This is a genomic window from Streptomyces sp. NPDC029296 (assembly GCF_055569255.1).
The window spans coordinates 101,033-115,821 of record NZ_JBVHXT010000018.1 but is presented as its reverse complement, the minus strand read 5'-3'; the positions used below and the strand labels follow the sequence as shown (position 1 = coordinate 115,821).

General features: G+C 74.6%; 12 protein-coding genes. 8 read left to right on the top strand and 4 right to left on the bottom strand.

From position 1 onward, the window contains the following. Nucleotides 1–36 precede the first annotated feature (36 nt). From ACZ4W9_RS18060 to ACZ4W9_RS18045, 4 genes are all read left to right on the top strand, one after another. Entirely contained in the window at nt 37–1,479 is a 1,443-nt protein-coding gene (locus tag ACZ4W9_RS18060) for an MFS transporter (protein ID WP_467936737.1), read from the top strand. A gap of 143 nt (nt 1,480–1,622) precedes the next feature. Continuing rightward, nucleotides 1,623–3,428, top strand: coding sequence for a DEAD/DEAH box helicase (locus ACZ4W9_RS18055; RefSeq protein ID WP_467936735.1), 1,806 nt, complete (start codon nt 1,623–1,625; stop codon nt 3,426–3,428). Between the two features lie 552 nt (nt 3,429–3,980). Continuing rightward, nucleotides 3,981–4,622, top strand: coding sequence for an IclR family transcriptional regulator (locus tag ACZ4W9_RS18050; RefSeq protein WP_467936733.1), 642 nt, complete (start codon nt 3,981–3,983; stop codon nt 4,620–4,622). Nucleotides 4,623–5,575: 953 nt separating this feature from the next. After that, entirely contained in the window at nt 5,576–6,367 is a 792-nt protein-coding gene (locus ACZ4W9_RS18045; protein WP_467936731.1) for a S16 family serine protease, read from the top strand. Between the two features lie 12 nt (nt 6,368–6,379). Here ACZ4W9_RS18045 and ACZ4W9_RS18040 read toward each other — a convergent pair whose 3' ends face one another. After that, nucleotides 6,380–6,853: an Lrp/AsnC family transcriptional regulator gene (locus ACZ4W9_RS18040; RefSeq protein WP_467936729.1), complete on the bottom strand. Its 474-nt coding sequence runs from the start codon at nt 6,851–6,853 to the stop codon at nt 6,380–6,382. A 122-nt stretch (nt 6,854–6,975) separates the two neighbouring features. Between ACZ4W9_RS18040 and hppD the strand changes: the two genes are divergently transcribed. Beyond that, complete coding sequence (hppD, locus tag ACZ4W9_RS18035; protein ID WP_467936727.1) at nt 6,976–8,124, top strand: 4-hydroxyphenylpyruvate dioxygenase; 1,149 nt, start codon at nt 6,976–6,978, stop codon at nt 8,122–8,124. Nucleotides 8,125–8,133: 9 nt separating this feature from the next. Here hppD and ACZ4W9_RS18030 read toward each other — a convergent pair whose 3' ends face one another. Then, on the bottom strand, nt 8,134–9,603 hold the full coding sequence (locus ACZ4W9_RS18030; RefSeq protein ID WP_467936725.1) for a tetratricopeptide repeat protein: 1,470 nt from the start codon (nt 9,601–9,603) through the stop codon (nt 8,134–8,136). 92 nt (nt 9,604–9,695) lie between these two features. On the opposite strand from ACZ4W9_RS18030, the gene ACZ4W9_RS18025 reads away from it, so the two are divergent. Further along, nucleotides 9,696–11,102 carry an FAD-binding oxidoreductase gene (locus ACZ4W9_RS18025; RefSeq protein WP_467936723.1) on the top strand — a complete coding sequence of 469 codons (1,407 nt, stop codon included), beginning with the start codon at nt 9,696–9,698 and terminating at the stop codon, nt 11,100–11,102. 23 nt (nt 11,103–11,125) lie between these two features. On the opposite strand, the gene ACZ4W9_RS18020 is transcribed toward ACZ4W9_RS18025, so the two are convergent. Then, a complete protein-coding gene (locus ACZ4W9_RS18020; RefSeq protein WP_467936721.1) occupies nt 11,126–11,539 on the bottom strand; it encodes an SsgA family sporulation/cell division regulator in 414 nt (137 codons plus the stop codon). Nucleotides 11,540–11,771: 232 nt separating this feature from the next. On the opposite strand from ACZ4W9_RS18020, the gene ACZ4W9_RS18015 reads away from it, so the two are divergent. Continuing rightward, on the top strand, nt 11,772–13,490 hold the full coding sequence (locus ACZ4W9_RS18015; RefSeq protein ID WP_467936719.1) for an RDD family protein: 1,719 nt from the start codon (nt 11,772–11,774) through the stop codon (nt 13,488–13,490). A gap of 75 nt (nt 13,491–13,565) precedes the next feature. Continuing rightward, nucleotides 13,566–14,282: an RDD family protein gene (locus tag ACZ4W9_RS18010; protein ID WP_467936717.1), complete on the top strand. Its 717-nt coding sequence runs from the start codon at nt 13,566–13,568 to the stop codon at nt 14,280–14,282. A 15-nt stretch (nt 14,283–14,297) separates the two neighbouring features. On the opposite strand, the gene ACZ4W9_RS18005 is transcribed toward ACZ4W9_RS18010, so the two are convergent. Next, nucleotides 14,298–14,534 carry a hypothetical protein gene (locus ACZ4W9_RS18005; protein WP_467936715.1) on the bottom strand — a complete coding sequence of 79 codons (237 nt, stop codon included), beginning with the start codon at nt 14,532–14,534 and terminating at the stop codon, nt 14,298–14,300. Nucleotides 14,535–14,789 lie beyond the last annotated feature (255 nt).

The window sequence follows — 14,789 nt, the reverse complement described above, 5'->3', positions numbered from 1 at the left end:
GGGTCAAAGTCGGTTGTGGGACTTACCCTGACGAGCATGAGCGCCCTCGAATCCCACGACCCCGCCGTCCTTGATCCCCGGTCCGACCAGGCGTCCGGCGTGTTGAGCCGGGCCTACCGGGCGCTCAGTGTCGGGATCGTGTCCGTCGTCGTGCTGATCGCGTTCGAGGCGACCGCCGTGGGAACGGCGATGCCGGTCGCCGCCCGGGAGCTGGACGGCGTGGCGCTGTACGCGTTCGCCTTCTCGGGGTACTTCACGACCAGCCTCTTCGGCATGGTGCTCGCCGGGCAGTGGTCCGACCGGCGCGGCCCGTTCTCCGCGCTGACCTGCGGCATCGCGGCCTTCGCCGCCGGACTCGTCGTCGCCGGGACCGCGCAGGTCATGTGGGTGTTCATCCTCGGCCGGGCCGTGCAGGGCCTGGGCGGCGGGCTGGTCATCGTCGCGCTGTACGTCGTCGTCGGCCGGGCCTACCCCGAACGGCTGCGGCCCGCGATCATGGCCGCGTTCGCCGCGGGGTGGGTCGTGCCGTCCATCGTCGGCCCCCTCGCCTCCGGCGCCGTCACCGAGCAGCTCGGCTGGCGCTGGGTCTTCCTCGGCATCCCCGTCCTCGTCGTGTTCCCGCTCGCCCTCGCCCTGCCCCAGATACGCCGGCGGGCCTCGGGCCCGGTGGACGAGCGGGCCGGCGCCGCCGCCCTCGACCGGCGGCGCATCCGGCTCGCCCTCGCGATCTCCCTCGGCGCGGGGCTCCTCCAGTACGCCGCCCAGGACCTGCGCCCCCTCTCCCTGCTCCCGGGGCTGGCCGGGGCCGCCCTGCTGGTGCCCGCCGTCCTCGGCCTGCTGCCCCGCGGCACCTACCGGGCCGCCCGCGGTCTGCCCTCCGTCGTGCTGCTGCGCGGGGTGGCGGCCGGGTCCTTCATCTCCGCCGAGTCCTTCGTACCGCTGATGCTGGTCACCCAGCGCGGTCTGTCGCCCACGCTCGCCGGGTTCTCGCTCGCGGCCGGCGGCGGGACCTGGGCGCTGGGCTCGTTCGTGCAGTCCCGGCCGCGCCTGGCGCCGTACCGGGAGCGGCTGATGACCCTCGGCATGGTGCTGGTCGCCGCCGCGATCGTGACCGCGCCCGGCGTGCTGATCCACTCCGTGCCCGTGTGGACGGTCGCCGTCGCCTGGGGCGTCGGCTGCTTCGGGATGGGACTGGTGCTCTCCTCCACCAGCGTGCTGCTGCTGAAGCTGTCCGCCCCCGAGGAGGCCGGCGCCAACTCCGCCGCGCTCCAGATCTCCGACGCCCTGTCCAACGTCGTCCTGCTCGCGGCGACCGGCGCGGCCTTCGCCGCCCTCGGCGGCGGCAGCACCGCCGCCACCGGCGCGGGTGACGGCGGCCACCCCGCCGCCTTCGCCGCCGTCTTCCTGCCGATGGCCGCGGTCGCGCTGGCGGGCTCCTGGGTGACCACGCGGCTACGGGAACGTACCCCCGCGAGCTGAGTGACGGCCGGTGCGAGGGGGCCGCTGTGATGTCGCTCCCACCCGGGGGCGACCCCGGCTCGTTCGCGCCGTGCGCGGAGGACGGCGCCGGTAGGGTGGCCCGGTTGTCGTACGTAGCCGCCCGACCCTGATCCACGGAGACCGTGACTACCACCGCCGCATCCTCCGCCTCCGCCTCCTCCCACCACCTCTCGCCCGCCTTCCCGGGCCGGGCCCCCTGGGGTACCGCCAGCAAGCTGCGCGCCTGGCAGCAGGGGGCGATGGAGAAGTACATCCAGGAGCAGCCGCGCGACTTCCTCGCCGTCGCCACGCCCGGAGCCGGCAAGACCACCTTCGCGCTGACCCTGGCCTCCTGGATGCTGCACCACCACGTCGTGCAGCAGGTCACGGTGGTCGCGCCCACCGAGCACCTGAAGAAGCAGTGGGCCGAGGCCGCGGGCCGGATCGGGATCAGGCTCGACCCCGAGTACAGCGCGGGCCCGCTCGGCAGGGAGTACGACGGCGTCGCCGTGACGTACGCCGGTGTGGGCGTGCGCCCGATGCTGCACCGCAACCGGGTCGAGCAGCGCAAGACCCTGGTGATCCTGGACGAGATCCACCACGCCGGCGACTCGAAGTCCTGGGGCGAGGCGTGCCTGGAGGCGTTCGAGCCGGCCACCCGGCGCCTCGCGCTGACGGGTACGCCGTTCCGCTCCGACACCAACCCGATCCCCTTCGTGACGTACGAGGAGGGGGCGGACGGGATCCGGCGGTCCGCCGCGGACTACACGTACGGGTACGGGTCGGCGCTGTCGGACGGCGTCGTCCGGCCGGTGATCTTCCTCTCCTACAGCGGCAACATGCGCTGGCGCACCAAGGCCGGGGACGAGGTCGCCGCCCGGCTCGGCGAGCCGATGACCAAGGACGCGGTCAGCCAGGCCTGGCGTACGGCCCTCGATCCGCGCGGCGACTGGATGCCGAGCGTGCTGCGCGCCGCCGACCAGCGGCTGACCGAGGTCCGCAAGGCCATCCCGGACGCGGGCGCGCTCGTCATCGCCTCCGACCAGGACTCCGCGCGCGCGTACGCCAAGCTGATCCGGGAGATCACGGGGACGAAGGCGACGCTCGTCCTGTCGGACGACACCGGTGCCTCGAAGAGGATCGACGAGTTCAGCGCGAGCGACGACCGGTGGATGGTCGCCGTGCGCATGGTGTCCGAGGGCGTCGACGTGCCGCGGCTCGCGGTCGGGGTGTACGCCACGACGATCTCGACGCCGCTGTTCTTCGCGCAGGCCGTGGGGCGTTTCGTACGGTCCCGGCGGCGCGGCGAGACCGCGTCCGTGTTCCTGCCGACCGTGCCCGACCTGCTGACCTTCGCCAACGAGATGGAGAAGGAACGGGACCACGCCCTCGACAAGCCGAAGAAGGAGGGCGAGGAGGACCCGTACGCCGAATCCGAGAAGGAGATGGAGGAGGCGAACAAGCAGGAGGACGAGGACACCGGCGAGCAGGACATGCTGCCGTTCGAGGCGCTGGAGTCCGACGCGGTGTTCGACCGGGTGCTGTACGACGGCGCCGAGTTCGGCATGCAGGCCCACCCCGGGAGCGAGGAGGAGCAGGACTACCTGGGGATTCCGGGGCTGCTGGAGCCCGATCAGGTGCAGTTGCTGCTGCAGAAGCGGCAGGCCCGGCAGATCGCGCACAGCCGGAAGAAGCCGGACACGGAGGCCGACCTGCTGGAGCTGCCGGCGGAGCGGCGGCCGGTGGTGTCGCACAAGGAGCTGATGGAGCTGCGGAAGCGGCTGAACACGATGGTCAGCGCGTATGTGCACCAGAGTGGGAAGCCGCACGGGGTGATCCACACCGAGCTGCGGCGGGTGTGCGGGGGGCCGCCGAGTGCGGAGGCCACGGCGGGACAGCTGCGGCAGCGGATCGCCAAGGTCCAGGAGTGGGCGACGCGAATGAAGTGACGGCCGCTCCGCCCCGGACCCCGGGGAGAGGGCGGCGCGGGGATCCGTCCCGGTCGGCTGAGGGGGCGCCGCCATTGGCTCCGCCCCGGCTCCGGTGGGCCGTGGCGGCGGTCGGCGGAAGCGGCGCCGTACCAAGGCCGCCGCGCACCCCCGGCCGGTATCGCTCGCCCGGCTGTGAGGCCCCGCCACGGCGTTCCGCCGCCGCCCCCGGCAGGCCGTCACCCGGCGCCGGGGTGAACCCCCACCCTCCTGTTCGAGTCCGTTTCGACGCCCTCCCGGTGTGCGTATCCGGACGAATGCAGGCAGGCCGGATCTGGCCTTGCCCGGATTCTGGACTGAGACTTCCGCTCAGCGAACCGGCTTCGCTACTGTCCGGCTACGCATACGCCCCGTGGCAGCGCCGCCGCGGAGCGCAGCCGTGAAGCGACATCGGCTCGGAGCTGCCGGGCCGTCCTGCCGACCGGCGGCCTCTGAGGCGCGTCGCCGACGGGACTCGGTGACGCATCCGCCGCTCAGGGACCCGCCGACCTCACCGCCGAAGGAGTGGGCGTCGTGACCGCGGAGACCTCTCAGACGCTCGACCGGGGACTGCGCGTCCTCAAGCTGCTGGCCGACACCGACCACGGACTGACCGTCACCGAGTTGTCCACCAAACTGGGCGTGAACCGGACCGTCGTCTACCGGTTGCTCGCCACCCTCGAACAACACGCCCTGGTACGACGCGACCTGGGCGGCCGGGCCCGGGTCGGCCTCGGGGTGCTGCGGCTCGGCCGGCAGGTGCACCCGCTGGTACGCGAGGCCGCGCTCCCCGCCCTGCGGTCCCTCGCCGAGGACATCGGGGCCACCGCGCACCTGACACTGGTCGACGGCACGGAGGCGCTCGCCGTCGCCGTGGTCGAACCGACCTGGACCGACTACCACGTGGCCTACCGGGCCGGTTTCCGGCACCCCCTCGACCGGGGGGCGGCGGGCCGGGCCATCCTCGCCGCCCGCCAGTCGCCGTGCGCCGATCCCGGCTACACCCTCACCCACGGCGAACTGGAGGCCGGCGCGAGCGGGGCCGCCGCCCCGCTGGTCGGGGTCACGGGTGTCGAGGGCAGCGTGGGCGTGGTGATGCTGGCGGACGCCGTGCCGGAGCGGGTCGGCCCGAGGGTGCTGGAGGCGGCCCGCGAGGTCGCGGAGGCCCTGCGCTGACCCCGGCCCCAGCCGGGCGCGGAGCCGACCCCCGTCCGCGGGTGGCTGCCGCCCCGGCCAGCGTGGCCGCCGCCCCCGCCCGCGTACGGTTGCCGATTCCCGCCGCGGGCGGAAGCCGTCCTCGCCCACGCGAGCTGACCGCCCGCCGCGTTACTGCCGCTCCCGCCCGCCGCGTGGACACCGCTCCCACCCGCGCGTGGCTGCCGCCCCCGCCCGCGTACGGTTGCTGGCTCCCGCCGCGGGTGGAAAGCCGTCCTCGCCCCCGCGAGCTGACCGGCGCCCGCGTGGACGCCGGCCTCGCCCGCGCGCGAGCTGACCGCCCGCCGCGTGGCTGCCGCTCCCGCCCGCGCGTGGACGCCGACGCCGCCTGCCTACGGGTGCTGACTCCCGCCGCGGGCGGAAGCCGCCGACCTCCGCCGGCGTGGAAGCCGGCCCTGCCCGTCGCGGGCTGATCCTGCCCGCGCACGGACGCCAATGCCGTCCGCGTGGTCGCCGCCCCCGCCCGCACGCGGAGGCGAACCCCGCCCGCGCCGCGTACGGATGCCGGATCCCGCCGCGGGCGGAAGCCGCCGCACCGCCCGCGCGGAGTCCAACCCTGCCCACGTGCGAGCTGAACTCCGTCCGGGGGAAGCCGGCCCTGGCCGCCGCGAGCCGACCCTGCCCACGTACAAGCCGCCCCCGCCCCCGCGCAAGCCGCCCTCGCCCGCGCGCAAGGCGCCCTCGCCCCCACATGCAGACGCCCCCCGCGAGTCGCCCCACGTACAGACGCCCCAGGCACAGACGCCCCCGCGAGCGCCCCCGCGCACAGACGCCAACCCCCGCCCGCGCGGAAGCCAGCCCACCGCGCACCGCGCACCCGTGCCACCCCCGGCCCTCCACCCCCACCCCCCACCCGAAAAGCGCTGCGCTCCGCTGCTCACCGCGGCCTTCGGGCCTCGCGTTAGATTGATCCCGTGCTCTCACGTCTCACACGCCCCCAGGCCCTCGCCGTCTGCGCGCTGCCCGTCGTGGCCCTGCTCGCCACCGCGGGGTTCGCGCCGCTGCCGTTCTCGGTGGCGCAGCCCGGTGCGACGACGAACGTGCTCGGCGAGCACCAGGGCACCCCGGTGATCACCGTCTCCGGCGCGGCGACCCGGAAGACCAGCGGGCAGCTGCGGATGACCACCATCATGGCGACCGGTCCGGACGCCCGGATCTCCCTCGGCGACGTGGTCGGCAACTGGTTCCGCACCGACCGGGCCGTCATGCCCCGCGACTCGGTCTACCCGAGCGGGGACACCGTCAAGGAGATCGAGAAGCACAACCTGGCGCAGATGCGGCAGTCCCAGGACTCCGCGACCCAGGCGGCGCTGGGGTACCTCGGGCTCGGCGCGGACAAGGTCAAGGTGAACCTGCGCCTCGCCGACGTCGGCGGGCCCAGCGCGGGCCTGCTGTTCAGCCTCGGGATCATCGACAAGCTGGACGGCGACGGCCGCGGCGGCGACCTCACGGGCGGCCGCACGGTCGCGGGCACCGGCACGATCGACGCCGCCGGCCGGGTCGGCGCGGTCGGCGGGGTGGCGCTGAAGACACAGGCCGCGCGCCGCGACGGGGCCACCGTCTTCCTGGTGCCGAAGGCGGAGTGCGCCGAGGCCAAGGCCGAGCTGCCCGAGGGACTGCGCCTGGTGCCGGTGACCACGCTCAAGAGCGCCGTCGGCTCCCTGGTGGCCCTGGAGAGGGGCAAGGGCCCGGTCCCCGGCTGCTAGCCGCGCCCCCGCCTACCTCCCCTCCCGGGCCGCCTGCTCCACCAGCGGGATCACCCGCAGCGGCACCGGTGTCTCCATCACGATCGTGGTGGAGGCCCGCACGATGCCGTCGAAGCCCACCACCCGGTCGATCACCCGTTGCAGATCCGCGTTCGAGCGGGCCACCAGCCGGCACAGCATGTCCCCGCTGCCCGTGGTGGTCAGCAGCTCCAGCACCTCCGGCACGGTCGCCAGGTGCGCGCGGACGTCGGTCCCCTGGCCCTGCCGGATCTGGAGGGTGGCGAACGCGGTGACCGGATAGCCGAGGGCCGCCGGGTCCACCTGCGGGCCGAAGCCGCGGACGACGCCGCCCGACTGGAGCCGGTCCAGCCGCGCCTGCACGGTGCCCCGCGCCACCCCCAGCCGCCGGGACATCTCCAGCACGCCGATGCGCGGTTCCTCCGCCAGCAGCACGATGATCCGTCCGTCCAGATGATCGATCGCCACGGGACCCCCTGAGATGGTCATCCTGTACAGAAAGACCGCCTGAGCGGTCGTACCGCTGAACAGATTGCCCAGCGGATTCGCGAACTATTGCGCACCTTGCAGGGCGGGGCCACCCTTCGGGTATGACGCAGACCACACACCACACTCCCGACACGACCGCACGGCAGGACGACCCCTTCCCGGTCAAGGGAATGGACGCGGTCGTCTTCGCCGTGGGCAACGCCAAGCAGGCGGCGCACTACTACTCCACCGCCTTCGGCATGCGGCTGGTCGCCTACTCCGGACCGGAGAACGGCAGCCGCGAGACCGCCAGTTACGTGCTGGAGAACGGCTCCGCCCGGTTCGTCTTCACGTCGGTGATCAAGCCGGCCGGTGACTGGGGGGACTTCCTCGCCCGGCACGTGGCCGAGCACGGCGACGGCGTCATCGACCTGTCCATCGAGGTCCCGGACGCCCGCGCCGCGTACGCGTACGCCGTCGAGAACGGCGCGCGGGGCATCACCGAGCCCTACGAGGTGAAGGACGAGAACGGCACCGTCGTCCTCGCCGTGATCGCCACCTACGGCGAGACCCGCCACACCCTGGTCGACCGCTCCGGTTACGACGGCCCCTACCTGCCCGGCTACGCGGCGGCCGAGCCGATCGTCGCGCCGCCCGCCGCGCGCACCTTCCAGGCCATCGACCACTGCGTCGGCAACGTCGAACTCGGCAGGATGAACGAGTGGGTGACCTTCTACAACAAGGTCATGGGTTTCACGAACATGAAGGAGTTCGTGGGCGACGACATCGCCACCGAGTACAGCGCGCTGATGTCGAAGGTGGTCGCGGACGGCACCCTCAAGGTGAAGTTCCCGATCAACGAGCCCGCCATCGCCAAGAAGAAGTCCCAGATCGACGAGTACCTGGAGTTCTACGGCGGCGCCGGCGTCCAGCACATCGCGCTCAACACCAACGACATCGTGCAGACCGTGCGCACCATGCGCGCGGCCGGCGTGGAGTTCCTGGACACCCCCGACTCCTACTACGACACCCTCGGCGAGTGGGCCGGCGAGACCCGCGTGCCGGTCGAGACCCTGCGCGAGCTGAAGATCCTCGTCGACCGCGACGAGGACGGCTACCTGCTGCAGATCTTCACCAAGCCCGTCCAGGACCGGCCGACGGTGTTCTTCGAACTCATCGAGCGGCACGGCTCGATGGGCTTCGGCAAGGGCAACTTCAAGGCCCTGTTCGAGGCGATCGAGCGCGAGCAGGCCAAGCGGGGCAACCTGTAACCGGGGGCGCTACTCGCTGGGCGGCGGCTCGTCGGGGACGTCGCCCAGCTCCCGCAGCGCCTCCTGCGCCATCGGCACCCGCAGCGGCGAGAAGTACGGGTTGATCCGCAGCGCCTCCTGAAGGTGCCGCCGCGCGGGGCCGGCCCGGTCCAGCTCCGCCTCGATCACCCCCAGGTGGAAGGCGTACAGCGCGCTGCGCACCCCGCCGCCCTTCGCCTTGTCCGTGGCGACGGCCGCGTACGTCAGCGCCTCCCGGTCCTCGCCGGTCCGGTGCAGCGCCCAGCCCAGCGCGTCGGCCACCTCGATGCCCGGCTGGCGCCGCCACTCCTCCTCCAGCCGCTCCACGGCCTCCCACGGGTCCCCGTGATCCGCCTCGAACCGGCCGATCAGCAACTCCTCGTCCACCCCGCCCGCCACCGAGAGCCGGACCGCCTCCCACATCCGCGCGTAGGTCTCCTCGGCCGCGCCCCGCTGCCCCAGCGACTCGTACAGCTCGCCCAGCTCCAGCAGGTCCTCCGGGCGCGGCCGGCGCGCGACGGCGGCCCGGTAGGCGGCCAGCGCCTCCGAGGTGCGGCCCAGCGCGGCCAGCGTCCGCGCCCGCCCGGCCGGTGCCGCCCGCTGGCCGGGGTCGAGCCGCAGCGCGGCCTCGAAGTGGTCCAGCGCGTCCGGCAGGTCCCCGCGCTCCCAGGCCAGCTGCCCCACCCCGGCCAGCCAGGCGGCCCGCTCCGCCGGGGTGCGGGCGGCGGCGGCCGCGTCGGTGAGCTGGGCCACCGCGTCCTCGCGCCACCCCCGGTCCCGGTACACCGCCGCCGCCCGCGCCATCACGGCCGGCCGCGCCGCCGCGTCGGTGCGCAGCGCCAGCAGCTTGTCCAGGGCGGAACGGGCCTTCTCGTAGTCGCCGAGCCCGGTGTAGGCGTCGATCAGCGCGGGATACGACGACCACCGCTTCGGTGCCGCCTTCCCGGCCTGCTCGGCGTACCGTTTCGCCGCCGGATAGTCCCGGCGCGCCAGTGCCAGCGACGCCAGCCCGTCCAGCGCCTCGGTGTTCCGCGCGCCCCGCGCCTCCAGGGACGCCTTGAGCGCCCGCTCGGCCCGCGGATAGTCCGCCGCGTCACCCGCCCGGCGCCCCCGCTCCACGTACGCCGACCCCAGCACCGCCCAGGCCACGGCGTCCTTCGGCCGCTGCCGCACCCGCTGCTCCTGCCGCCCGATCAGCGCGGTCAGCCCCGGCAGCGCGGCCGGCACGCCGTAGGGCACCGCCGCCGGCGCCCCGGCCCGCGGCCGGGACTGCGGGCCGGCCGCGGGCGGCCGGGCCGGCCCGTGCCGGGGCGGCTCCCCGGGCAGCACCACCAGCGCCGCGCCCACGGCGAGACTCCCCACGAGCGAGGCGACCAGCAGCCACCGCGCCACCCGGAGGGACCGGCGCGGCGCCGGCGGCTCGGAGATCAGGGACGTACCCACGCACTGCCGGTTGTCCATGGCGCTCACTGTGCGTCAATATGACGAGCACATCCGGGTGGCCCAAGGGCGGCGCGTGCGGGGTTCACACCGATGGCCGCGAGTGTCACGCTGTGATCATGAGCCGCATCGAAGCGCCACGCGACGAGCACACCGGTAACCTCACCGACCGGCTCCTGACCGGCCTGCCGCCCGAGGCCGTCCTGACCGATCCCGACGTCACGGCCTCCTACGCCCACGACATGGCGAGCTTCTGCCCGGCCGGCCGGCCCGCCGTCGTCGTCCTGCCGCGCACCGTCGAGCAGGTGCAGCACGTGCTGCGCACCGCCACCGAGCTGCGCGTCCCCGTCGTCCCGCAGGGCGCCCGCACCGGCCTGTCCGGCGGCGCCAACGCCGTCGACGGCTGTATCGCGCTGTCCCTGACCAAGATGGACCGCATCCTGGAGATCAGTCCCGTCGACCGGATCGCCGTGGTGGAGCCGGGCGTCATCAACGCGACCCTCTCCCGCGCGGTCGAGGAACACGGCCTGTACTACCCGCCGGACCCCTCCAGCTGGGAGATGTGCACCATCGGCGGCAACATCGGCACCGCCTCCGGCGGCCTGTGCTGCGTCAAGTACGGGGTGACGGCCGAGTACGTCATCGGGCTGGACGTCGTCCTCGCCGACGGCCGTCTGCTGTCCACCGGCCGGCGCACCGCCAAGGGCGTCGCGGGCTACGACCTCACCCGGCTCTTCGTCGGCTCCGAGGGCTCCCTCGGCATCGTCGTCCGCGCGGTCCTGGCGCTGAAGCCCAAGCCGCCCGGGCAGCTGGTGCTGGCCGCCGAGTTCGGCTCGGCGACCGCCGCCTGCGACGCCGTGTGCCGCATCATGGCGGGCGGTCACGTCCCCTCCCTCCTCGAACTGATGGACCGTACGACCGTCAAGGCGGTCAACGACCTCGCGCACATGGGGCTGCCCGAGACCACCGAGGCGCTGCTGCTGGCCGCCTTCGACACCCCGGACCCGGCCGCCGACCTCGCCGCCGTCGCCGCGCTGTGCGAGGCCGCCGGTGCCACCGAGGTCGTGCCCGCCGAGGACGCGGCCGAGTCGGAACTGCTGCTCCAGGCCCGGCGGCTCTCGCTGACCGCGCTGGAGGCGGTCAAGGGCACGACGATGATCGACGACGTGTGCGTGCCGCGCTCCCGGCTCGGCGAGATGCTGGACGGCGTCGAGCGGATCGCCGCCGAGTACGACCTGACGATCGGCGTCTGCGCGCACGCCGGCGACGGCAACACCCACCCCACCGTCTGCTTCGACGCCCGCGACCCCGACGAGTCCCGCCGGGCCCGCGAGTCCTTCGACGAGATCATGGCCCTCGGCCTGGAGCTGGGCGGCACGATCACCGGGGAGCACGGGGTCGGCGTGCTGAAGAAGGAGTGGCTGGCCCGGGAACTGGGCCCGGTCGGGGTGGAGATGCAGCGGGCCGTGAAGCAGGCGTTCGACCCGCTGGGCATCCTCAACCCCGGCAAACTGTTCTGACGCGGCGTGCCCCGGCGCCCGGCTCACCGGGCGAGGAGCTGGTCGAGCGCGTCGTCGAGGCCGGGCTGCCCGCCCTCCGCCCCCGGCGGCACCGCCCGCAGCGTCCGCTCCAGCCAGGCCGACACCTGCGCGGCCGGCGCCTGGAGCAGCGCGTCGCCGTCCGGTGCGCTCAGCGCCATCAGGACGACACCGCGCCCGTCCGCCCTCGCCGGCCACACCCGCACATCCCCGTGCCCGCACGGCCGGAACACCCCCTCCACCAGCAGTTCCCGGGCGAACGTCCAGTGCACGGGCTGCTCGGAGTCGACGTGGAAGGCGATGTGGACGGCGTAGGGGTCGTCGGAGCGGTACGTGAGCCGGGCCGGGACCGGGACGCTGCGCTCCGGCGACAGGACGAGCTCCAGCTCCAGCTCCCGCTCCACCACGGTGTGCCGCATGACGGTGTTTCCCTTCTGCTCGGGGCCGCTCGGACCGGGCCCGTACCAGGGGAGAGCGGGCGGGGGCCGGACCATTACGCGGGTCCGGAAAGATTTTTTCCGCGGGACCGGTGAGCCGGTACCGCATTGCCCGGAAAGGGGTGGGTCCCGCGGGACTGGCGTTGCGCGGTGCCCTGGTCTGATAGATGTGGAGGCCCCCATCCCACCCCCGAGCAGATACGGGACGACGGACATGAGCGCCCCAACCCCGGCACCCGGCGACGACAGGCCCCGCGAGGGCTACTACCCGGACCCGTCCATCCCCGGCTACGTCCGGTACTGGAACGGCGCCTCCTGGGTGCCCGGCACCAGCCGTCCGGCGCCGAAGGACGGCGAGCCGCTCATCCCGCCCCCCGGTGTCCGGCCGGCCGCCCCCTCCGTGGAGGAGACGGGCCCCCACTTCTTCGACGAGGACCCGCCCGCGGCCCCGGCGACCCCCGCCGCCGGCCCCGGGCAGACCCCCGGCCCCGGACCACGGCACACCCCCGGCCACCAGGAGCCCGGAGACCAGGCCGGCCAGTGGGTGCAGCCGGCCCGGAGCGGCCCGGCCGGACAGGCCGACCAGTGGGCCCGGACCGGCCTGCCCGGCGCCTCCGTCCAGCCCGGGGTGCCCGGTCAGTCCGGGGGACCGGGCCTGCCCGGCGCCGCTGCCCAGCCCGGTGACCCCCGCCTGCCCGGCGCCTCCGTCCAGCCCGAGGTTCCCGGTCGGCCGGGTGTCCACGGCCGGCCCGCCGCTCCCGGGCTGCCCGGGCAGCGGGACCGGTCGGCCGGGTCCGGCGGGGACGACGGGCGTGGTGGCCGGGGTGCCGATCCCCGGGTGCCGGCGGACTCCCCGGCCGTTCCCCCGGCGCAGGAGGGCGACGCCCCGGATCCCGGGACGTTCGTCTTCCGGCGCCCCGTGCCCGGCCCGGCGGCGGCCCGTACCGACGACGGCACGATGACCATCCGTCCCGTGCCCTCCGACCCGCCCGGGCCCGCCGCCTCCGACGGCACCCCGGCCGGCTTCGGCGCCCAGGGCCCCGTCGGCACCCCCGCCGCCCCCGCCACCCCCGGCTTCGGTGCCGGAAAGGCCGCCGCCCAAGCCGCCGCCGCGCAGACACCCCCGCCCGCGCAGACACCCCCGGCGGCGCAGCTGCCCCACGCGGGTCCCGGCCCTCAGATGCCCCCCGCGGCGCACGTGCCCCCGGCAGCGCACGTGCCGCACGCGGGCCCCGCCGCCCAGCCGCCCCACTCCGCCGTGGCACCCCCGGTGCCGCAGCAGTCCGCCGCCCCCGCCCCCGTCGCCCCCGTGACCACCGGGCCCGGTGGCGGGCAGGCGTCCTGGGCGCAGCAGGTGCACCAGCTGGCCGGGGGCGGGGACGAGCCGTCCGTCGCGCCGTGGAAGCCGCCGGTGGAGGACCTCTTCCAGGCCGTCGCGCGCCGGCAGGCCGCCGCCCGCCCCGCAGGACTCGGCAGGCGGCTCGCGGCGCGGCTGATCGACCTGGCCGTGATCGGCGCCGTGACGGCCGCCGCGGCGGTGCCGCTCGGCATCCGGGCCGTGGACCACGTGCAGCAGAAGATCGACGCGGCCCGGCTGTCCGGCCGGCAGGTCACCGTGTGGCTGATCGACGGCACGACCGGCACCAGCCTCGGCATCGTCCTCGCGGTCCTGCTGCTCGCCGGCGTCCTGTACGAGGTGCTGCCCACCGTCCGCTGGGGCCGCACCCTCGGCAAGAAGCTGTGCGGCCTGGAGGTGCGGGACATCGAGGCGCACGAGCCTCCGACGTTCGCCCCGGCGCTGCGCCGCTGGCTGGTGCTCAGCGTGCCGGGTCTGCTGGCCGTCGGTGTCGTGGGCGTGCTGTGGTGTCTGTTCGACCGGCCCTGGCGCCAGTGCTGGCACGACAAGGCGGCGCACACGTTCGTCGCGGGCTGAGGCCGGGGGAGGGAGGGTACTCCGTACGGCCGTCTGCCGGATGCGCGGCGGCGGCCCCCGGGTTCCACTCGGGCCATGAGCAGCGAGACGCCCCCCGGCTCCGGAGAGCAGCCCCCCGAGGACGACCCGTTCAGGAAGCGGCCCCCGTCGGACCAGGGGCCGGGCTCGCCGTACGACACCCCGCCCCCGTACGGCGGCGGCCAGCCCCCGCCCCCCGGCGGCCCCTACGGCGGCGGCCCTTACGGAGGAGGCCCCCAGGGCGGCGGGCCGTACGGCGGCGGCCCGTACGGCGGCGGCCCGTACGGGTCCGGGGCCGGCGGGTACCCCGCCGATCCGCTGGCCGGCATGCCCCCGCTCGCGGACAGTGGCAAGCGGACCCTCGCACGGATCATCGACATGATCCTCGTCGGCATCGTCGTCTGGCTGCTCACCTGGGCGTTCGGCGTGCGCGAGTACACCGTCGACGGCGACCGGATCGAGGTCGGCCGGTCCGTCGCCCAGTCCCTCATCGCGGCCGTGCTCTACATCGCCTACGACACCGTCATGATCGGCAGGACGGGGCAGACCCTCGGCAAGAAGTGGCTCGGCCTGCGGGTGGCCAACCTGGAGAACGGCGCCACCCCGTCCACGCAGACCTCGCTGACCCGCGCCCTGGTGCTGTGGGTGCCGTTCGCCTTCTGCTGCGCCTGCGTCTGGACGGCCGTCGCCGGCGGCTGGAGCTTCTTCGACAAGCCGTACAAGCAGGGCCTGCACGACAAGGCGGCCAAGACGGTGGTGGTCAGCACCCGTTGAGCGGGCCGCCGCCGGTCACAGGGACGTGGGCACGCGCCCCTCGTCCGTCACGGCCCCGGCGGACGCCTGCCCTCCGCGCGCCCCGGGTGCGGGGACCGTCCACGCGACCAGCAGGCCCAGCACCAGGGCCGCGCCGGCGATGACGACGATCCAGTGACCCGAAGCCGTCTGGGACAGCAGCAGCATGGCGAGCGTCGAGAAGATCACGGTGCAGAAGCCGTAGGCGAACTGTGCGGCGGTCGGACGTGGCATGGCCATCGTGTCCTCGGCAGTCTTCGGGGCGGGGAGCGGGGGGCGCCGTTCGATTCTCCTGGCGTCCATGCCCGAGCGGAACATCCGGTATGCGTGACCTGACCTACGGTCCCGGTGCACGGGGGGCGCACGGAGTCACCGCCTCCCCGCACGGACGCGGCGGCACGTCGGCCGCCACGCGGCCACCTGTCCGCAAAGCGAACGCCACCTCCGCATAGTGCACTTGTCCTGCTCAAGTCAAGGTCTGTCTTTTCT